This window comes from Gluconobacter sp. DsW_058, from assembly GCF_002153615.1.
GTDB lineage: Bacteria > Pseudomonadota > Alphaproteobacteria > Acetobacterales > Acetobacteraceae > Gluconobacter > Gluconobacter cerinus.
The window spans coordinates 55784-76625 of sequence record NZ_JOPH01000004.1 but is presented as its reverse complement, the minus strand read 5'-3'; the positions used below and the strand labels follow the sequence as shown (position 1 = coordinate 76625).

The 20842-nt window shown below is 54.0% G+C and carries 19 protein-coding genes and 1 riboswitch; of the genes, 13 read left to right on the top strand and 6 right to left on the bottom strand.

Going from position 1 to position 20842, the window contains the following annotated elements; genetic code table 11:
• Positions 1-55 precede the first annotated feature (55 nt).
• The gene (locus HK24_RS03150; RefSeq protein WP_086633280.1) at positions 56-1321 is read right to left on the bottom strand and encodes an AI-2E family transporter; all 1266 of its coding nucleotides are present in this window, start codon (positions 1319-1321) and stop codon (positions 56-58) included.
• 174 nt (positions 1322-1495) lie between these two features.
• Between HK24_RS03150 and pqqA the strand changes: the two genes are divergently transcribed.
• From pqqA to HK24_RS03115, 7 genes are all read left to right on the top strand, one after another.
• Positions 1496-1576 carry a pyrroloquinoline quinone precursor peptide PqqA gene (gene pqqA / locus HK24_RS03145; RefSeq protein WP_010502998.1) on the top strand — a complete coding sequence of 27 codons (81 nt, stop codon included), beginning with the start codon at positions 1496-1498 and terminating at the stop codon, positions 1574-1576.
• 89 nt (positions 1577-1665) lie between these two features.
• Positions 1666-2580: a pyrroloquinoline quinone biosynthesis protein PqqB gene (gene pqqB / locus HK24_RS03140; RefSeq protein WP_086633279.1), complete on the top strand. Its 915-nt coding sequence runs from the start codon at positions 1666-1668 to the stop codon at positions 2578-2580.
• A complete protein-coding gene (gene pqqC / locus HK24_RS03135; RefSeq protein WP_064275209.1) occupies positions 2577-3296 on the top strand; it encodes a pyrroloquinoline-quinone synthase PqqC in 720 nt (239 codons plus the stop codon). Before pqqB ends, pqqC begins: the two co-directional genes overlap by 4 nt.
• Positions 3293-3568, top strand: coding sequence for a pyrroloquinoline quinone biosynthesis peptide chaperone PqqD (pqqD, locus tag HK24_RS03130; RefSeq protein ID WP_046900451.1), 276 nt, complete (start codon positions 3293-3295; stop codon positions 3566-3568). Before pqqC ends, pqqD begins: the two co-directional genes overlap by 4 nt.
• Entirely contained in the window at positions 3565-4632 is a 1068-nt protein-coding gene (gene pqqE / locus HK24_RS03125) for a pyrroloquinoline quinone biosynthesis protein PqqE (RefSeq protein WP_086633278.1), read from the top strand. The genes pqqD and pqqE overlap by 4 nt, the downstream gene beginning before the upstream one ends.
• Before the next feature lie 20 nt (positions 4633-4652).
• Positions 4653-5789, top strand: a complete 1137-nt coding sequence (locus HK24_RS03120; protein WP_086633277.1) for a pyridoxal phosphate-dependent aminotransferase — start codon at positions 4653-4655, stop codon at positions 5787-5789.
• A 142-nt stretch (positions 5790-5931) separates the two neighbouring features.
• Positions 5932-7494, top strand: a complete 1563-nt coding sequence (locus tag HK24_RS03115; RefSeq protein ID WP_086633276.1) for a glycosyltransferase family 2 protein — start codon at positions 5932-5934, stop codon at positions 7492-7494.
• Positions 7495-7604: 110 nt separating this feature from the next.
• On the opposite strand, the gene HK24_RS03110 is transcribed toward HK24_RS03115, so the two are convergent.
• From HK24_RS03110 to HK24_RS03100, 3 genes are all read right to left on the bottom strand, one after another.
• Positions 7605-9542: a M61 family metallopeptidase gene (locus HK24_RS03110; protein WP_086633275.1), complete on the bottom strand. Its 1938-nt coding sequence runs from the start codon at positions 9540-9542 to the stop codon at positions 7605-7607.
• Between the two features lie 103 nt (positions 9543-9645).
• Positions 9646-10251: a histidine phosphatase family protein gene (locus HK24_RS03105; RefSeq protein WP_086633274.1), complete on the bottom strand. Its 606-nt coding sequence runs from the start codon at positions 10249-10251 to the stop codon at positions 9646-9648.
• A 27-nt stretch (positions 10252-10278) separates the two neighbouring features.
• Positions 10279-11211: a ribose-phosphate pyrophosphokinase gene (locus HK24_RS03100; protein WP_046900960.1), complete on the bottom strand. Its 933-nt coding sequence runs from the start codon at positions 11209-11211 to the stop codon at positions 10279-10281.
• 197 nt (positions 11212-11408) lie between these two features.
• Between HK24_RS03100 and HK24_RS03095 the strand changes: the two genes are divergently transcribed.
• The 6 genes from HK24_RS03095 to ribH all read left to right on the top strand — a co-directional run bounded on the left by HK24_RS03095 (position 11409) and on the right by ribH (position 16606).
• The gene (locus HK24_RS03095) at positions 11409-12425 is read left to right on the top strand and encodes a DUF563 domain-containing protein (RefSeq protein WP_086633273.1); all 1017 of its coding nucleotides are present in this window, start codon (positions 11409-11411) and stop codon (positions 12423-12425) included.
• A gap of 141 nt (positions 12426-12566) precedes the next feature.
• Positions 12567-12758 carry an entericidin A/B family lipoprotein gene (locus HK24_RS03090; protein ID WP_046900458.1) on the top strand — a complete coding sequence of 64 codons (192 nt, stop codon included), beginning with the start codon at positions 12567-12569 and terminating at the stop codon, positions 12756-12758.
• Between the two features lie 185 nt (positions 12759-12943).
• Positions 12944-13105: riboswitch (FMN riboswitch) on the top strand.
• A 120-nt stretch (positions 13106-13225) separates the two neighbouring features.
• Positions 13226-14260, top strand: a complete 1035-nt coding sequence (ribD, locus tag HK24_RS03085) for a bifunctional diaminohydroxyphosphoribosylaminopyrimidine deaminase/5-amino-6-(5-phosphoribosylamino)uracil reductase RibD (protein ID WP_086633319.1) — start codon at positions 13226-13228, stop codon at positions 14258-14260.
• Positions 14242-14880 carry a riboflavin synthase gene (locus HK24_RS03080; RefSeq protein WP_086633272.1) on the top strand — a complete coding sequence of 213 codons (639 nt, stop codon included), beginning with the start codon at positions 14242-14244 and terminating at the stop codon, positions 14878-14880. The genes ribD and HK24_RS03080 overlap by 19 nt, the downstream gene beginning before the upstream one ends.
• Positions 14877-16130, top strand: a complete 1254-nt coding sequence (ribB, locus tag HK24_RS03075) for a 3,4-dihydroxy-2-butanone-4-phosphate synthase (RefSeq protein WP_086633271.1) — start codon at positions 14877-14879, stop codon at positions 16128-16130. The genes HK24_RS03080 and ribB overlap by 4 nt, the downstream gene beginning before the upstream one ends.
• Positions 16127-16606: a 6,7-dimethyl-8-ribityllumazine synthase gene (gene ribH / locus HK24_RS03070; RefSeq protein WP_086633270.1), complete on the top strand. Its 480-nt coding sequence runs from the start codon at positions 16127-16129 to the stop codon at positions 16604-16606. The genes ribB and ribH overlap by 4 nt, the downstream gene beginning before the upstream one ends.
• A gap of 60 nt (positions 16607-16666) precedes the next feature.
• On the opposite strand, the gene HK24_RS03065 is transcribed toward ribH, so the two are convergent.
• Complete coding sequence (locus tag HK24_RS03065; protein WP_086633269.1) at positions 16667-18178, bottom strand: glycosyltransferase family 2 protein; 1512 nt, start codon at positions 18176-18178, stop codon at positions 16667-16669.
• 230 nt (positions 18179-18408) lie between these two features.
• Positions 18409-20427 carry a hypothetical protein gene (locus HK24_RS03060; protein WP_143412285.1) on the bottom strand — a complete coding sequence of 673 codons (2019 nt, stop codon included), beginning with the start codon at positions 20425-20427 and terminating at the stop codon, positions 18409-18411.
• Positions 20428-20842 lie beyond the last annotated feature (415 nt).

Sequence of the window (20842 nt, the reverse complement as noted above, 5' to 3'; positions counted from 1 at the left end):
GCAGGACAATGTCGCTGCCTCTAGCCTGAAAACCCCTTGTCTGACCAGATGTTCATCAGGTTTCCGACTGAAGCTGTGCTGTTATTGCGCTGCTGAGAGACCGTCTGCGGGATCCGCCAAGGATATGGCCGAGAGGGGCTAGAACCTCGATATGGTCACAGATGATCTTAAAAACGGCGAGCATCGGGACAGACAGGAAAGCACCGGAAATGCCCCACATCCAGTCCCAGAACAAAAGAGACCCCATGACGAAAACCGGGTTCAGCGTGAAGCGTCGGGCCAGGAGCATGGGGGTGATGGTTTCTCCTTCCAGCACATGAATCAGCAGGTAGATGGAAGGTGGAACCAGCGCATAAAGCAGGGACGGGAAGGTAAAGAGCCCCACAACGAAATAAACCACCATTCCGGTCAGGGGGCCGATGATCGGGATGTAGTTGAGTAGAAAAGCCAGAACCCCCCAGAGCAGGGGATTGGGCATGCCCGTTGCCCAGCACTGGATCATGTTCGCAAGCCCTACCAGCAGGTTCATCATCGTGATGGTTGCGAGGTAAAGCGAGACATTCCGTTCAATCTGGGTCGTGATCTGAACCAGGCGGCGCTTTTTTCGGAATGTGGGCATGATTTCCACAATCCGACGCAGCAGTGTGTCTCCTTCCGTCATGAGGAAGAAGAGCATCAACAGCATGGAGAAGAAGCCACCTGCAATTTCTCTGGTGCTTGCGAGAACGGACGTCCCAAGGTGGCTCAGGGTATTCTCCCCGCCGATTGGCGCCGCTACAGCATGCGAGCTAGAGGGTTTGTAGCCGCCGAACATGCCTGACAGCCGCATGTAATCCCGTTCCATGACTTCAATCGGCCCGCGCATAACGGCCAGTTTGCTTTGAAGAGCAGGCAGTGTCTGTGGAGCACGGGAAATCCATCCTGCCGCAGGGACAGAAATTGTTGTCGCAATTCCGCCAACCACACCGAACATGGCAACGATGAGCAACAGCGCAGCCAGATGTTTGGGCAGATGCAGTTTTTGCCGAAGAAAACGCATTGGCGAGATCATCATCAGGTTGACGACCAGCGCGAACACAAAGGGCAAAAGGATGGGAGCGGTGAAATACAGCGAGTAAAACACGGCCAGAATCGTCAGGATCAGGACGCAGATGTCCCTGACGTTCAGGTGCTGACGTAATATGTTACGGTCGAGCGTCGGATCTGGCAGCTCATCTCCTGCCCGCTGACTGGGTCGACTTGGGCCGGATGTATCCTCTTCCGGCGGAAGAGAGCCTTTCTGGCTGGAAACTGCGGAAGGCTCTGTCGGACAGCCGGACATGTTTGACGCCTAAAGCGGGGAGGGGTGACATCAGGGTAAAAGCCCTGACAGAGGACACAGTTGCGTGTTCTGCCCAAAAACCCTCTTGAACTCCAGTGGGAAGAGGTAACTAAATAATGATCAGAGCTGGTAGGGGTCTGCCCTGCTGGCGAACCTGGAGCTAGGAGAACAGCCATGGCTTGGAACACGCCGAAAGTTACCGAAATTCCGCTAGGCGCAGAAATCAACTCGTACGTCTGCGGCGAGAAGAAGTAATCATCTTTTCCCTTTCGGGGAAAAATGGCGGCCGCCTCCCACAGGGGCGGCCGTTTTCTGTTCATGCTTCCCAGACGGTTTTCTGAAAAATGATTGATGTCATCGTGCTCGGCGCCGCGGCCGGCGGTGGTTTCCCCCAATGGAACTCCGCAGCGCCGGGTTGTGTAGCCGCCCGCACGCGACAGGGCGCACGCCCTCGCACTCAGGCCTCCATTGCTGTGAGTGCTGATGGAGAACACTGGTTTGTTCTCAACGCTTCCCCTGATCTCCGGCAGCAGATTATCGAGACTCCGGCCCTTCACCATCAGGGTAGTCTGCGCGGGACGCCGATCCAGAGCGTCATTCTAACCTGTGGTGAAATCGACGCCATTACGGGTCTGCTGACCCTGCGGGAACGTGAGCCTTTCACGCTCATGGGGAGTGACTCCACACTGGAGCAACTGGCGGCCAATCCGATCTTCGGTGCGCTCGATCCTGCAATTGTCCCGCGCGTTCCTCTGACGCTTGATGTGCCTATAGCTTTGAAGCTGAAGGATGGCAGCCTGTCAGGCCTGACGCTCACAGCCTTTGCTGTGCCGGGTAAGGCTCCGCTTTACGCTGAAGCTGAAGGGTCGCGGCCTGATGAAACTTTGGGTGTGTCGATCACGGATGGGACGCAGACGGTTCTGTTCATCCCCGGCTGCGCCCACATCACACCAGAAATCATTGAACGTGCCTCTCAAGCGGATCTGCTATTTTTTGACGGTACTTTGTGGCGCGATGATGAAATGATCCGTGCGGGACTGAGCCCCAAGACAGGTCAGCGTATGGGGCACGTCTCTGTCCGGGATAGTGGTGGGCCGGTGGAGTGCTTCGCGTCCTGCTCAAAACCGCGTAAAGTCTTGATTCACATCAACAACTCGAACCCGGTTCTGATGGAAGACAGTCCGGAACGCAAAGACGTCGAGAACGCGGGGTGGACCGTGTCCGAAGACGGCATGACTTTCAGACTGGAAACACCATGACACTCCTGACCCCTGACCAGCTCGAAGCTCGCCTCCGCCAGATTGGTGCTGAGCGCTATCACAACCGTCATCCGTTTCACCGCAAGCTGCATGACGGGCTTCTGACGAAGCAGCAGGTGCAGGCCTGGGCCCTGAACCGTTACTATTATCAGGCGAAGATCCCGGCCAAGGACGCCACGCTCCTTGCTCGCCTCCCGACCGCCGAGCTGCGACGCGAATGGCGTCGCCGCATCGAGGATCATGATGGTACGGAGCCGGGAACTGGCGGTGTCGCCCGGTGGCTCGTACTCACGGATGGTCTGGGTCTTGATCGGGACTACGTGGAGAGCACGGATGGCCTGTTGCCCGCGACGCGCTTTGCCGTGGATGCATATGTGAATTTCGTGCGTGATCAGTCCATTCTGGCAGCTATCGCATCCTCCCTGACCGAGCTGTTCTCCCCGACGATCATCAGCGAACGTGTCTCAGGGATGCTGCGGCACTACGACTTCATTTCTGAAGAAACGCTGGCCTATTTCACACCTCGTCTGACGCAGGCTCCTCGGGATTCTGACTTTGCGCTGGCCTACGTGCGGGAGAATGCCCGTACACCGGAACAACAGCGCGAAGTTCTGGGTGCTCTGGAGTTCAAGTGCTCCGTTCTGTGGTCCATGCTGGATGCGTTGGATTACGCGTATGTTGAAGGGCATATCCCGCCGGGCGCTTTCGTCCCATGAGTGTGACGGAAGAGACCGTCCTGTCCTTTGCGCGTGGTCATCGGTTGCAACATGACCGTGTTCGGGATGTCTGGCTTGTCCAGGCTCCCGAAAAGGCTTTCATTATCGAAGGCGCCGCCCCACATATCCTGGGTCTTGTGGACGGAGAGCTGGCTGTTGGCTCTATTGTAGAGAAGCTGACAGAGCAGTTCTCCGCCCCGCGCGAGGTCATCTCCGCGGATGTTCTCGCGCTTCTTTCTGATCTGACGGAAAAGGGCGTTCTGCGCGCATGACCTTGCCCCAGCCACCGATGAGCCTTCTGGCTGAACTGACCCATCGTTGTCCGCTTGCCTGCCCCTATTGCTCCAATCCGCTGGATCTGGAACGCAAGGCGGCAGAGCTGGATACGGCTGGATGGAGGCGGGTGCTTGAGCAGGCGGCGGAGATGGGCGTCCTGCAGGTTCACTTCTCGGGCGGTGAGCCAATGGCCCGGCCAGATCTGGTCGAACTGGTGACGCTGGCGCGCAAGCTGAATCTTTATACAAACCTCATTACGTCCGGCGTCCTGCTGGATGAAGCCAAACTTGATGCGCTGGATAAGGCCGGCCTGGATCATATCCAGCTTTCTTTCCAGGATGTGACGGAAGAGGGCGCCGAACGCATTGGCGGCCTGAAAGGCGCGCAGCCTCGCAAGCTTAAAGCCGCCCGGCTGATTCAGACGTCCGGGATTCCCATGACATTGAACTTTGTTGTCCACCGGGAAAATGTCGCGCGCATTCCGCAAATGTTTGAGTTGGCACGTCAGCTTGGGGCTGGCCGCGTCGAAATTGCTCATACCCAGTATTATGGCTGGGGCCTCAAAAACCGCGATGCGCTGCTTCCCAGCAGAGAACAGCTCGAAGAGTCCACGCGTGCTGTAGAAGCCGAGCGTGAGAAGGGAGGTCTGGCCATTGACTACGTCACGCCAGATTATCATGCAGACCGTCCCAAGCCCTGCATGGGCGGCTGGGGGCAGCGGTTCGTGAACATCTCTCCATCTGGTCGCGTTCTTCCCTGCCATGCTGCGGAAATCATCCCAAATGTGACGTTCCCGAACGTCCGCGATGAATCACTGGCCGAGATCTGGAACAATTCCCACCTGTTCAACATGTTCCGTGGAACGGAGTGGATGCCGGAAGCCTGCAGGGCCTGTGACCGTAAGGAGATCGACTGGGGAGGCTGTCGTTGTCAGGCGCTGGCTCTGACAGGGAATGCCGCCAACATGGACCCGGTTTGCAGCCGCTCACCATTTCATGACATCGTCGAGAAGGCGGTGGAGCAGGCAGAAACGCCTGAATTGGTTTACCGCCGCTTCTGAAGTTTTGTACCGAGTTTCCCATGCCCGTTCCGGACATTGACCAGTTTCACGCTATCTCCATTAGTGCGCTTGCTCACAAGCTTGCGGCGGAGGGGCGCAGCATCATCCATATGGAATTTGGTCAGCCCTCCACTGGTGCGCCAAAGGAAGCCATTGAACGGGCACAGCATATTCTGGCGACAGATCCCATGGGATACTGGGAAAGCCAGCCCCTCAAGGAGCGTATTGCCCGGCATTACCAGGAGACCTACGGCGTCGCCGTTCAGCCAGAGCAGGTAATCCTGACCTGCGGCGCTTCTCCGGCGCTTGTCCTGGCTTTGACGAGCTGTTTTGTGCCTGGGCAGCGTATTGCGCTCGCGCGACCGGGTTATGTTGCTTACCGCAATACGCTCCGCACACTTCATATGGTGCCGGTGGAAATGCCTTGCGGAGAAGCTGAGCGCTTCCAGTTGACGGCAAAAGCCATGGCCGAACTGGAGCCTGCCCCAGACGGTCTTATTATCGCCAGTCCTGCCAATCCAACGGGAACAATTCTGCCAGACAGTGAATTGCAGGCTATCATTGATGTCTGTAAGGCCCGTGAAATCAGAATTGTATCAGACGAGATTTATCATGGTCTGAGCTACGGGGAGGCCGCCCATAGTGTTCTGGAACATGACTCACACGCGCTGGTGGTCAACAGCTTTTCAAAATACTTCAGTATGGCTCCGTGGCGGCTGGGGTGGCTGATTGTGCCATCCGACAAGATAGATGCTGCCCGGGCGCGTATGGGAAATCTTTTCCTCACACCCTCGGCGCTGAGTCAGCATGCAGGACTGGTCGCTTTTGACTGTCGGCGGGAGCTCGATGGCCATATTGAGACCTATCGGCGAAACCGCGATCTGCTTCTTGAAGCCTTGCCCGCGCTTGGCTTGACGCATATCGCACCACCGGACGGTGCATTCTATATTTACGCGGATATTGGACATCTCACAGAGGATAGTCTGTCGTTCTGTCGTAAGCTTCTTCTGGAAACGGGGGTCACGACGGCGCCCGGTGTAGACTTCGACCCTGTTCATGGGAACCGTTTCATACGTTTCAGTTTTGCGCTCTCAACTGATTTGATTGAAGAGGCAATTCGCAGGTTGAAAACCTGGTTTAACGTACAGAACGCTTAAGGTAGGTGCTCGATCTGGTACTAATTGAGCATTTATTAATAATTAATTTTGCAGGTCTTGAAAATACTTAAGCCTGGGTTAAAATTGGCGAGACAGTAAGAAACCCTTCATGCTGTCGTCTGTCTAAGTGGGAGTATGAGACATGAAGGTTGCAGTATGTCTGGTTGTAAAAAATGAACAAACAGAAATTATTTATTGGGCAGCGTGGTATAAGGCGCTAGGTTTCGATACTATAATTATTTATGACGATTTCTCCGATGATGCAACGGAAGAAGTAATTCTTTCGATGCAGGGCGGAATTGATATTCGTTATATGAGAAACGCCGTTAACCGCGACATTCATAATGTGCGTCAGGTTCGTGCTTATAATGATGCCGTCATTCGATATGGTCATGAGTTTGACTGGATTGCGTTTTTCGATGCAGACGAATATCTCGATCTGTATGGAAAAAATATAAAATCTTATCTGTCAGAACAAGGCGATGCATCGCTCGTTGCGTTTAATTGGTGCTGTGTTGGCACAAACGGGTATGTTAGTCGCCCAGAAGGCGTTCCATTTCTGAATTATACCCGAACGGGCAGTAATGAGCTTTTCTGGAACCGGCATACCAAAGTTATATTCCGTCCTGATCGGTTATCGAGGCCGGTTTACCAGGTCCATAATGTCGATGTTCACGGCACCAGTGTAGACAGTGAAGGTCTGCCTGTTGAGTGGGAATCTCCGAGCGGTGGTTTCACCCGGAATATTCCGACGTGGAAGGGCGCACGCCTTATTCACTACCAATCCAGGTCTCTGGAGCATTATATTAACCGGGATCGCCATCTGGAAGACGTGCGCAGAGATGTGAACGACCCGCTTCATACTGTCGTGAATAATTCAGAATATAATGCTATCGAGAGCACTATATCTGGCGATTACATTCGTGATTTTTATAAGTGGATGGATCATATTGTCTCGCAACAGACACATACGATTGCACGTGTTCTACGCTCTACCTCATCCTGTTTTATAACTCAGCTTGAGAGCATCCTTGCACCCCCTAATGTTCCTGTGTTCCAGCCTGCCTATAAGGCAGAAGCTCATGAAATCGCGCATAACTGGATTTCATTTCATACAACTCCAGGAAAAATACTGAGCGAACATTTCGATGGTCGAAGCTCTTTTGTCGCCTTTCATATTGAAAACCATTTTGGCTACAGGCTGACATCTGTCGACGGTAAGCTGTCTACAGATTCTGAAAATGGAATTCCGTTAATTGGAATCTACTGTGAAGGAAGTGAATATGTTCACGTATTCACGTCTAGTGGAGAAGAACTAAGGGTCAATGGGGACTCTCGCGTCACCAAAGTTCTGACTTATAAGGTATGGAATAACGAAGATGGGTCCATTTCTATTTCCCATCCAAGAACCCATAGATATTTAGGTTTTGCCCCGGACGGGACATATAATATTCGTAAAATCCGTGCGCTTGCATGGGAAAGTTTTAATTTGAAGCTCGTGGACATCGCTGAGTGCCCACAGTTTGTGCGTGATGCAGGTGTTTACCTTGGACGTATCACCAGTCTTGAAGACTTAAAGCGTTCCTGCGAAACCGCAGAGCAAGTTGATGGTTTGGTTATCAATGCTCTTACAGCGCTTGATGACGTCTCCAAGTCGGCAGTTTCTTTCTTGAGCCGCGGCATCCTTGGCGAACATATTCTCTGACCTGCCTCACAGCACCCGTCTTCAGAGCTTTCTGAGGACGGGACAACCTTTCCAGAGCCCCCTTCGCTGGGAACTCTGAAAAGGTCTTTCATGCTGTAAATCGGGGCAGCTTAAAGGGGAGCGTAGATCGCGCCCAGATAGTCAGGTGTGCCACTCACACGGTCTAGGTGCGGGTAACGCAGGCCATCATGATATGGGATGGAAATCGTGCTGATATGCTCGCCAGATTTTACCACAAGCCTGATCGGCTGCTTCGGGTCTTTCTGCGCATCCGCGATGGCATGACGCAAACGATCCCCAGTGTAGGCCATGTCATTGACAGCCAGGATTGTCTCCCCTGATGCCAGGCCGGCCTTGTATGCCGGGCTCATCCAGTGAACGCGTGCTGTTTTGCCATCACGTGTGACACTCATACCGAGCGAGAACGTCAGATCCACACTATGGCGAACGGCCTCTGATGCTTTGATGAAGGATGTTGGTTTGTCTGTGTAGACAAGCTTGTAGCCACCGTTTGTCAGGCCATCCAGCGGAGCATGCGGACGAATGGTGTCCAGACGATCATGCAGGAATTTGGCCCAGTCATATGGCTGGATACTGTTCAGGGTCGAAGCCACTTCATCGAACTGATAGGGGCTGACGATAAAGCTTCCATTATTCGTGCCGAAAAAGGCTTTTGCGAAATCGTTCAGAGATTTCTGCCCGTTGGAAAGCTTGCGGATCAGCGTATCTGCGTCGAGCCAGACAAGCTGACCTTCCACATAGTAGTCTTCCGAACGCTGCCAGTCGCGCCATGACAGTGGAGCACGCTGAGCAATAACGGGGTCATTGGTGGTGTCTTCCAGCGGGCGCCACAGACGGCCTGTCTGGTTTTCGTAGGTCGCTGCCATATAGGCTAGCGCCTCGAAGCCCTGATCCTTCGTTACAAGCCCTGAACGGGCTGCAAGAACATTTCCCCAATACTGGGTCTGGCCTTCATACACCCAGAGCAGGGAGCCGCGTTGTGGAACATTGAAGTTTGGAGCCCACATATCAGCCGGGCGACGATACTTTCCGTTCCAAGAGTGCGTGTACTCATGCGCGAGCAGATCACGTTCAGGGAACGTCTTGTCCCATTCCGTGAAATAACCTGGAGCAGCTGCATTCTCGCTGGATTGATGATGCTCCAGCCCGATCATGCCCAGCTCTTCCGTCAGGGCGAGCAGGAAGTCGTAATGGTCATAATGATGGGAGCCGAAAAGAGCCGTAGCCTGTTTGACGAGGTTCTTATGGGCTTCAATCTGCTGCGGCGTTGCATTCAGGGAGTCTGCATCGTCTGCAACAACATTAAGCGCGACAGGCACATGGTCCGGCCCGGTCAGATCAAACTTACGGAAATACCGACCCGCATAAATCGGGGAGTCGACCAGCGTATTATAAGTCGTTGCATTGAAGTGGGTGTCATCGCCATAGGCAGAGGCGCGCAGAGCGGAGCCAATCTGCCATCCATGCGGCACCAGAACGCTTGGTTTGACCGTAATATCCCGCGTGAAATACCCAGCCGGATATAGAGAAACCTGATCCCACTGAACATTGACGATGGATGGCGTCATGACGACACGGCCCTGACCCGGCGTAACCGGAGACAGAAGCTGGAAATGAACGTCGAGCGTGGGGGTCGTAGCGGAAACGGGAATATGAAACGCAGCGATATTGACCGTGTCGCGCTTCCAGGGAATCGTCTTGCCACCTGATTGGATTTTCAGGCTGGCAAGCTGCTCAATGACGCCTGTCGGGGAATGATCGCCCGGAATCCACATGGGATACAGCAGGATCAGTTCGCCTTTCTCTACAGCCTCTTTCGGAACGGGAACCGTTTCATGGATGGACATGACGTGATGGGCCGTGTCTGTCGCATCAACAGCAACCGTCAGAGCGCCGGGAAAGGGCTTGTCCTGCGGGTCTGGGATGGCGGCAGGCAGAGGGAGCGGCTCTGGCTGAGGCTGGGCAAAGGCTGGGGCAACCAGGCTGCTGAATGCAGTCAATGCCACCAGAAAGCGCATACGCATCATAAGAAAGGTTCCGATTTGTAAATCAAAGTCCTTCCTGCCCTAATTGTCCCTGCGCCTCTGCACAAGGGGCAATAACCTTGCCCGCGTCAGATCCGCAGAAAGACTATTGAGCTATTTCCGGCAGACATGCGCGGATTGTCCATCCTGTGACCTCTGGTGTCAGATGCAGAGGAACGGCATTTGGCAAACGGACATTGACTGGCAGACTCATTCCTGCGCGAAGGCTTCGGAACAATGCGCCATGCGCGACAAAGAGAGGGGTTCCGTCAGCTTGCAGCGCTCGGTTAACAGCCCCTACAGCGCGTGCCTGGAGTGTAGCGAAGCTTTCAGCGCCTTCGGGCGTATAGCCGTCTTCGATCCATGGATCGTACCATTCCCCCATGGGCTGCCCTTCCTGCACTCCGAAGCAGACTTCCTTGAGCTCCGGATCGATAATCAAAGGAAGGTCAGGGCCTCCACTGTCTCGAATGGCATCGCGCGTGTGTTCCGCCGTGATAAGAGCGCGAGATAAGGGAGACGCGATAATCCGATCGAAGGGATTTTCTCCCTTCCGGAACATATCCGCGAAAATCTGTCCTGCTCGGACGGCCTGTGCGAGCCCCGTAGAATTCAGGGGGATGTCTGTTCGGCCCTGGGAGAGACCTCTGAGGTTCCAATCCGTTTCACCGTGCCGGAGATACCAGTAAGGCTTGGTCAGGATCTTCGGCATGGATGAAACCTCCAGAGATGGGAAAGCTTAGTCGAAGAGAGAGGAAACCGAGCTTTCGTCTGCAACAGCGCTCATGGCGCGAGCCAGAAGATTAGCAGTCGTAATCTGGCGAATGTTTGGCGTATCGAGCAGCGCCTGGGTAGCAGGGATGCTGTCCGTCAGGGTCAGCATGTTCAAGGGACTGTTTTTCACGCGCTCGCAGGCATTACCAGTCAGAACGCCGTGAGTGACATAAGCTTCCACGCCTTCTGCGCCCCGGCTCATGAGAGCATTGGCCGCGTTACAGAGCGATCCACCACTGTCCACAATGTCGTCTACCAGCACACAATACCGTCCTGAGACATCGCCGATCACGTTCATGACTTCTGACACGCCGGCGCGCTCACGGCGCTTGTCGATGATGGCCAGGTCAACGTTCAGACGCTGTGCAAGCTGACGTGCGCGGACAACACCGCCAACATCAGGAGACACGATCATGAGTTCCCGGTCCGGAAGGCGCGTTTTGAGGTCCCGCACGAAGAGCGGAGCCGCGTACAGGTTGTCCGTCGGAATATCGAAGAACCCCTGGATCTGCATGGCGTGCAGATCCATCGTCAGGATACGGTTGGCGCCCGCTTCCGTCAGAAGGTTGGCGACCAGCTTCGCGCTGATCGGTGTCCGCGGGCCGGATTTACGATCCTGACGGGCATATCCGAAATACGGCATGACAGCCGTCACCCGGCGGGCAGATCCACGACGCAGCGCGTCCAGCATCACCAGCAGTTCCATCAGGTGATCGTTTGTCGGCATGCAGGTGCTCTGCACCACGAAAACGTCCTCACCGCGGACGTTCTCCTGAATTTCGACAAAGACTTCGCCATCCGCGAAGCGCTTGACCACGGTTTTGCACACGGGCAGCCGTAGTTCACTCGCCACCGCACGAGCCAGCGGCAGATTACTGTTGCAGGCAACGATCTTCATGAAACGGCCTCGTCTGGTATCCGTCAGGGGGAGAATTGCGCGCTTTCTAACAGCGCACCCCCCTGCTGTCATCAGTTCTGAGCCATTCTTTGCACGGAAGTTGGGCTTGATGTGCTGACCGATGCAAGCGAAACACATTCAAGAACTGTCTGCGCGGCCTGCTGGAGGCTGCTTCAAGCTTCAGGAAAGGTCGGAATATGGCCCTGAAAGACTGTACGGGTTTCGTTGGCCGGAGACTTCTGATTCAGGATCTCCCAAGCCAGCGGGACGTCAGGAATGCTGTCTTTGTGCCGCCCGGGACGGCCCCGCAGTGGGGACTTTTCGAACCTTCGGGCCGAAGCGTTCCTGAGGCGATGCTCTATACGGGCGCGGGCTCACTCCACACACCTCTCTGCTCCCGGGATTACCCTGACCTCCCGGATTGCCCAGTTTTGAGCGACAAGTTCGATTATTTGTTCCTTGGAAACATTAATCCGTCCTACCTCTATTTTTTTGCCAACGTATTGTCCCGCCTGTGGAGTCTTCCTCCCTATGCGCGCTCACGGCTGAAGCTCGTTTTCAGCAGCCCGCAGCCTCTCGCTCAACTGATGGCACAAAGCTATTTTCGGACGATCGTGACGGCGCTTGATCTGACTGAAGATCACTTCATGCAGGTTCTGTCACCTGCGCGCTTTCCACGGATCACGGTTGCAGCGGCTGCATTTGAAGAGCTGTCACTCGTTCATGATGTCTTCGCAGATCTTGCTCACAGCATCGGGCGAAAGATTTTACCCGAAGGTGCGCAGGATCACCCGGGACGCGTTCTCTTTTTCTCACAGGAGAAGCTCTCTCAGGGCAACGTCAGGGTAGAAAATGAGTCCGTTCTAACGGCGGCATTGAGAGCAAAAGGAATAGGGACTGTTTATCCCAGCCAAATGACTTTCCGGGATCAGCTCAAGCTCTGGGCCTCAAATCCCCTCGTGATTGGTTATAATGATGCCTGTCTTCATACGAGCATCTTTTTCCCACAGCGAAGGGTTGTGACGCTGGCACATAGCCCGGATATGTGGGCGAACCAGTGTCTGGTCGATAAGGCGAACAACAATCATGCCCGCTATCTGTACGATAGTTCTGGCCTGGAGCCTGTCGGGGCTGGAGGTGGTTTCCAAATGAACTACCGTATCCCTGACCCGGAGAAACTCGCAGATGAACTGGCGGATTTCACCTTGGGCTAACCGAAACGAGATGCTGGAAAGATGCGGTCGAGCGCTGTTTCATTTTGAAACAATCGGGCCATACAAACGTCTTCTCGCGGATGAACTTTCCTCCGCGAATAGCGTTTCGATATCGAACGCTTCTTCAAGGAGTTATACCCAATGTCCATCAAGTCCGTCGCCCGTGTTGCACTTTCCCTGACGCTACTGTCTGGTGCCGCCGTTTCTCTCTCGGCCTGCAACACTGTTCGGGGTGCTGGTCAGGACGTCAGCTCCGTGGGCCACAATGTGTCTCGCGGTGCGAACGCAACGCAGGATGCCATTCAGCGTCATACGGATGCTTCCACGCACTGATTGCTGTCTCTCACTCAAAGAGAACAGTAAAAAAAGCCGTCAGAGTTCTCTCTGGCGGCTTTTTCTGTGGGGCTTAAGAAAACCTACAAGATCACGAAATATGACACATAAGCAGTTTTCACGTCTCTTTGTGTTCGATTCCACTTGTAATCTGTGATTTCCCGGTCTCATATTCCTGACTGAACAGACGTTCTCGGGGCGGGGTGAAACTCCCCACCGGCGGTATTGAAGGGATTTCGGTCCCTCCTAAGCCCGCGAGCGCCTTCTTATCCATGGATAGGAAGGGTCAAGCAGATCCGGTGAGACTCCGGAGCCGACGGTCATAGTCCGGATGAGAGAGAACGCAGCACTTGCCCGATTGCTCGGGTGGAAGGAACGTGCATCTTCGCACTTTTCTACCGCGAGCATCGGCTGAGGGCGGCGTGCGCCCTGCGAACGTCCCGAATAATGGGACCGTGACCGCAGCCTTGTTGAAACAAACCACCTTTTCCAGCGCAGCGAGCGCAAGCCAGATCCGAGCAGGATTTCGCTTGGCCCTTGACTATGCGGCCGACACGTTGGGAGCAACCTCCCCCAATCCATCTGTCGGATGCGCACTGCTCGATGCAGAAGGTCGTGTTCTCACCGTCGGCGTTCATCCGAGGGTCGGGCAGCCTCATGCGGAGGCAATGGCTCTTGCACAGGCTCGCGATGCCGGCGTTCTGGGCGATGTGCGCACCGCGATTGTGACGCTTGAGCCCTGCAATCACACGGGGCGTACACCTCCCTGCAGTGAAGCGCTCCGCAATAGTCCCGTCGAACATGTCTGGATCGGCGTTGCTGACCCTAATCCACAGGCTGCAGGCGGCGCAGAGCGGCTGCGGGAGATGCCGAACGGGCGCAGCGTGACATTCCTTTCGGATGTCCCGGAAATGGCTGATCTTGAGCGCGATTGCCGTGCCCTTCTGGCGCCTTTCCTGAGCCGCGTCGTTCGTCATCGTCCGTGGATCAGCGTCAAGCAGGCTCTGGATTCACAGGGTACGATGATTCCGCCGATGGGACAGACGACGTTCACGTCCGAAGCCTCACTGAGGCTGGCTCATCGTCTCCGTCGCGCCACCGATGCCATCATCACTGGCATCGGAACCGTGCTGGCTGACAAGCCGCGCTTTACAGTGCGTCGGGTAGCGGATCACGTGGATCGCGGTCCACGCCTTCTTGTGGTGTGTGATCGGCAGGGGCGTCTGCCCGCAGACTGGAAAAATGAGATGGAACAGGCCGGGTTCACGGTTCTGGTCAGTCCTGACTTTCTCTCCGTCCCTGCCATGCTGGCCGAGCGCGGCGTGAACTGGGCCATGGTGGAAGCCGGTCCATCTCTTCTGAAAACAGTGTCCGACGCTGGTCTATGGGACGACTGGCTGACCATCCGCAAAGACGGCGACACTGATCACATCGAACTTCAATCGCGGGACGAGAGCCCGCTACGACTGCTGAGGGAAAGCGCATGTTCTCTGGAATCATAGAGCGTCTGGGTACTGTCAAAGCCGTATCCCTCCGTGACAAGGCCATGGACCTGACCGTCGAGACGGGCTTTCCTGATCTTGAGCTAGGCGAAAGCGTCGCAGTGAATGGCGTCTGTCTGACGGTTGAGACGTTTGATGCGGCTGGCGTGGCAACATTTCACCTGAGCGGCGAAACTCTCTCCCGGACACCTCTGGAGCAGCTCAAAGCCGGTTCCCGCGTTAATCTGGAACGTGCGGTCGCAGCCAATACCCGATTGTCCGGGCATATCGTGCAGGGACATGTCGATAATGTTGCGACGTTTGCCAGTGTCGAAAAATCTGGAGATTCTTACTCCCTCCGCATTTTCGTCCCACAGGCCCTGCGCCAGTATGTCGTGGAAAAAGGCTCCATCACGTTCGATGGGATCAGCCTGACGGTTAACGAACTGCATGATGATGTTGTTCGGGGAAACCAGTCCGGATTTGAGGTTGGTCTGACAATCATCCCACATACCTGGGACCATACCAACCTCTCGTCCCTCACAGTCGGAACACGCATGAACGTGGAGGTCGATGTACTCTCCAAGTACGTCGAAAACCTGCTGCGCTTCTCGCCTACACTTGGAAAGGTTGCGTCATGAAGCCATCCCTGAAAGCTGCCATCGAAGCCATTCGCGCAGGTGGCATGGTCGTCATGGTTGATGACGAGAACCGTGAAAATGAGGGCGATCTGGTCATGGCGGCGCAGTTCGCTACACCGGAAGCCATCAATTTCATGGTGCGTGAAGCGCGGGGTCTGGTCTGCCTTCCTTTGGAAGCTGAGCAGGTGGACCGTCTTGGTCTACCACCCATGGTCAGCCGCAACCGTGACCCGCGGGGCACGGCCTTCACAGTCTCCATTGAAGCGGCTACAGGCGTAACCACTGGCATTTCGGCCGCAGACCGTGCCCGGACAATCGTTGTTGCTGCCAGCCCTGACGCAACAGCAGCCGATGTCATCTCGCCGGGCCACATCTTTCCTCTGCGCGCGCATCCAGAGGGTGTGATTGCCCGTAACGGCCACACGGAAGGGTCGATCGATATTGCGCGCCTCGCTGGCCTCGAGCCTGCGGGCGTGATCTGCGAAATCATGGCGGACGACGGGAGCATGATGCGCCTGCCCGAATTACGCCGCTTCGCCGCAAAGCATGGAATGCCAGTCGTCAGTATTGCGGACTTGCAGGAGTGGTGCCGCGAGCACGGGCGTGGCTCCGTGGATGATGCTCAACTGATCAGCACACCAGTCCCTGCTACCGGTGAAATGGTGGCTGTATCTGCTCTTCCCAGCATTTTCGGTGGCCATGATCTGAAGATCCATGCTTTCCGGGCCGTAGACGGTGTCGAGCACGTGGCTCTCGTGAAGGGAGATCCGTCTCAGGGAACCCCGCTGGTTCGATTGCACTCAGAATGTGTCACGGGTGACGCATTGGGGTCTTTGCGGTGCGATTGCGGCGCTCAGCTTCGGGAAGCTCTTGAGCGGATCTCGGCCTCCGAATGCGGCGTGCTGGTTTATATGCGTGGTCATGAAGGCCGGGGCATTGGCCTTGCCAACAAGATCCGGGCCTATGAGCTTCAGGATGGCGGCATGGACACCGTAGAGGCAAACGAGGCTCTGGGCCTGCCGGCGGATGCCCGTGAATGGGATGCAGCTGCTGACCTGCTCCGGCATCTGGGCGTCACGTCCCTTCGCCTTCTGACGAACAATCCGGACAAGGAATCCAATCTTGTTCGCTTCGGTTTTGATGTGCAGTCCCGCGAGCGACTGGAAATTGAAGCCAACCCTTTTAACCGTGCCTATCTCGCCACCAAGCGGACGCGGATGGGCCACTTTCTCCAGGAACAGCCCGCATGAGCAAGCATATCCCTGTCGCCCCTGACCTGCGCCTTTCTCCAGCCCCCAAAATGGCGATCATCGTCAGCCGTTTTAACACTGGTATTACAGGTGGCCTGAAGAATGGGGCGCTCGAATGGATGGAAGAGCGCGGCATCACGGATGTGGACGTCTATGATGCTCCTGGTGCATTTGAGCTGCCGCTTCTTGCTCAGAGACTGGCCAAATCGGGCAAATATGAAGGCGTGATTTGCCTCGGCTGCGTCATCAAGGGAGACACTGCCCACTTCGAGTTTATCTCGTTGGGTGCGACCATCGGTATTATGCAGGCTCAACTCGCAACGGAAGTGCCGGTCGCGTTTGGTATTCTGACAACGTACACCGAAGCGCAGGCTGTTGCCCGTTCACGCGAAGATGCTGAGAACAAAGGCCGTGAAGCTGCTGCGGCCTGCGTGGAAAGCGTAGCTTTCCTTCGGAACGTGCCGGTTTCAGCCTAAAACCAGCTTTTTATATCCCGGGCCTTGGGTGAGTGATCCCTTGGCCCGGTATTTTCAATTTCAAATAAATCCCCAGAGAAGTCCGGGGACATGTCTATGAAGTTTTTCGCGATCACTGGGTGATAGAAGAGCGATCATCTTCAGGAAAAGATAGATGCTTGGAGCGTCTTTTTCATTCCGAAGCCAGGTGATTAAAGAATCAAACGTCATCTTTCCAGATGTTGGTAAAGGTGCCGTCATCCTCTGCCAGCTATAAGTGACATTAAACTCGGGCCTGAGTGACGCTTCTTCCCAGTCCTTGGCCTGTCTGCGATTAGCTTCTACCTGTCCGATACCATCATGAGGAAGAATGAAGCAGAGGTATTCTCCGGAGAGAGTTGTTCTCAGCGCTGTCCCTTCAGGCTTGTCCTGTATGGTTTTCGCAATCTGATAAGTCAGTTCACTGAAAACCCTGTCGTCTCCAAAAACCTTTAGCGCACGATTGTGCTCGACATGCACACCGTCGCGCACGAAGAACGTAATCAAATCGGGCGTATCAGCGAAAACGGCACCATACACGGGTAACAAGCTACGTTCGGACATCACCGCAGGCGAAGCTTGGCAGACATCTCCCGTAATGGCATCAACACAGAGCTGTGTCTCAAAATATGCAGAGTGAATGCTGAAGACACGGGATTCCAGTATTTCACCCTCGTAATCTGAAATCGCTACTGTGGGAGGATATTGCTTTCTTAAATCCTCAATAGCCCGCGCGACCATATTTCGATTAATACTGACCTGGATCGGGCGAATTTTCGGAATGAACCGAAGAGGCTCAAAGTCCTCGACATCATTGCGATCAAAATGGTCCCAATAGCCGAGACTGTCACTGAGATCGGCATTCAGGCGGCGTTTGATGCGCTGGATGTAGTGCTCCATGCTGCGGCAGATGTAATGCAGGACAAAAGCATCTTCCCAGTCAATTTCCTGCACGGCATTCGCTGAAGGAACATACTGCCCATTGGGTCTGACATAGCGTTCTGCCGGGACATCAAACCAGTGTGGGTTATGATACGTGTCGCCCATGCATTCTGGTCTGACAAAGCTTTTGACGAGAACATTGTCGCCCAACTCTGGCGTCGAATGCTGAGTGAAAGCTTCGACTGTCATTTTACGGGGGCGAACGACCCGTCCGGAGCTTCCTTGAATACGCCAGCTTAACGCGAGCCCATCGGCATGGGGGAAGCGTTCAAGGAATTCTGGAAGGCTGTTTGCATGACGAAAGTAAACATATTCATCGCCGTCCAGAAATCCGAGCCAGGCATAATGACCTTTGGCCATTTCAGCAGCCTGCATAAAGCAGTTCCGCTGACGCCAGTAAAAATCGGGTTCTGCTACCGGGTCGGTTTGAAAAGCACGAATATTAAAAGACTTGGCCGCAGCCTGGATGATTTCCCATGTTCCGTCTGTGGAGTGATCATCAAAAATGAAAAGGGTTTTCACTCCCAGCCCGAGGTGCCAGGCAATCCATCCTGCAATGTCAGAAAATTCATTCTTGACGAATAGGGCGATAGCTACAGATGACGGCACCATGGGGAAAAGCACTCCTCAGCTTGAGAGACCCGGCGCTGCAAAAACAAGGCAACCAGATGCTGTCTGCCTGCATACCCGAGACTCTCCTCGTAGGGGAAGCCCTGTTGGGACGTCTTTATCCAGTAGAAAACAGGAGGATAAAGACACATAACCCAAGAAAATTAAGAGATTTTTTGTGTGTGCGAATAAAAAAGTAAATTAAACCCGCACAAAACATAAATATTAAAAAATTAAAATGAACTTAAAGCAACTCGTTTCCAGGAATTGTCTGCAACACAGACATAATGGTAGTTTTCATCATCAGTAAATTCTCCGGCCTGACAGGGCGCAGAGCTGGAAGCAGGTGTTTTCAACGCTTCCTTGTAAGACGTAGCTACTACGTCTTTGAGTGTTGTCGTGCCACTGCTCACAGTCAAACCATTCCCTGCTGCCAAGGAGCCCGTCGTCGACGTATTACCCCAGCTATCGACTGTGAGGCACGCCGCCCCTGAAGACGTCATATCAAACGATGCTGCATTAGACCCGCACAGAGCCAAACCATTTTTGGCCCAGCCAGGATTGAAGGCAATCGCTGCTTCAAATGTACCGTCTATGTTAAATGATGAAGACGACTGGCGTGGACCAAACCAATAGGAAACATCCATACCATTCGCGGCTGCTCCCCCTGTATTAGCATTATTGGTCTCTGAAAGACTATCAGTTTGAGACCAAAGTTTGACGCTCTCCAGGTATCCAATGTTTGCTGTTGGCTCCTGCCAGTACTCAGCAATCATTTTTTTCGTGCCAATAACAGCGGCTGAACCGATCCGGGAGCCAACTTTATAAGCGTCTCCATCAAAATCTATTCCGTCGGAGCCCAGCCACGCCCGAATGCCTTCCGGCCAGAGGCCCGCGACTGAAAGACCATAGCTATCCTGGCTGACCTTATTGTCGAACCCTGCCCCGATGGTCAGACCATGCATGGTCGCGCCGTAGTCTGGGCCATGATACCAGTTGTCGAGTTCTTCATCGCATTTGCGAGAAAGACCCAACCGTTTCATGGCTTCGCCATCTGTTCCGGATTTGATTATGACTTCACAGCTGGTGTTGCGTGTGAAGTGTTTGATGTACGTCCCAAACTCAATGAAAGGATGCGTGAATTCAGCATACTGGGTTTGATCCAGCGCATCTACGCGATCTGTGGCTGACGCTGTGTTTTGAGTGCCAACCTGTGGCACGTGTCCACTATCAACGGCAGAGCCACTGATAGGCTGCCATTGTCCGGTCATCGTAAACTGCGTGAATGTTCCAGTAGTGTCAGAATCATTTTTCCATGATTCCAACATGCCTCCGTAGAACTGTTGGTCCTGATTGCGATGTCCCTGCACACCATCCAGCGACAGACCTGAATAAAGCGTTGGTCCGGCTACAATATTGGTCATGACATTCATGTGGTAATGCATGTAATCAGTGTAGCTTGCGGGCAGAGCCGGTCGAATAATTGCCCCAGACGTTGTAAACGTCACACTATGGGACGTTCCATTTTCATCGGGAAAATCTGCACCAGCAATATACCAAGGTGGATTATTGGTTGCAAGCTCATATTCCGTGACGGCGTCCCAACCCCCTGCACCACAGTTAGCGCCCGTTCCCGGGGCATAGGTCATGACTGAAGAATGGACACATCCTCCATTATCTCCAACGCCATATGGAAGGGCATAGAACTTGCTGAAAACGCTATCGTACAGGCGATGTCCACCAAACATGGCCATTTGATCGGCCATATTGTTCATGGAAACACCAACAGTAATTCGTGGTCCTGCGAGATGGGATGGAGCATCGCCCTGCCAGCCATTACTCGTCAGATTTAGGGGAATACTCCCCTGATTCCCTTCAGATAAACCTGTTTGTGTCAAAATTTGTGAAGCTGTGTTGACCCCAGCCGTAACCTGAGCCTGATCATTCAGGCCAGCAATGCCTGACTGTACGTTGATTTTTGCTGTAGTCAGGACACTGGAGGGAAGTTGGTCTGCTATATTGCATGCAACAGGAGTGCCATCGGCATTTGTTCCGCAGACTTGGGCAATAACAGTTGTGGAATGCCACGCTCCGTCTTTGCCTTTATAAGTGGGAACAAGGGGATAGCCCTGCGAATTTATACCTGTCCCCACGGTAACAGGGGCAATAGAGCCTGTAGATGTCTTGTAATAAAGTGGAACATCCCCGGCAAAAGAAGGGGAATATCCGATCACTCCAGAAAGAAGTGACAAAACAGCAATAAGGAAACCCGGTTTCCTTGGAAAATTTAAATCCATATTGAAACCATTTATTTTAAGGGAAATATTATACAGGAATACACTATTCCTATAATGCCTTAATTAATGCATTTTTTATTCAAAAAGTCAATTAGAAGCTGATGTCAGCACCTCAGAGGTTCCTGTGCCTCTCGCGCGTCAAACGTTTTCCCGATCGGAAAACAGGGGGTGTTCCTGAAACAAAGGTTGTGGAGATGCAGTAAGACGTCATGCTGCGTGACCCGGCATCTCTTCTAAAATTTATGATGGCAGGACGAGAGAGGACAAGAAAAATATGTTGGCGAAACAATGCCGTACTGGCTCTGAGTTTCGTCACCATGAGAGCGTCTCAGACTTAACAGTCAAAGATGCTGTCATGGTAAAAGATGAT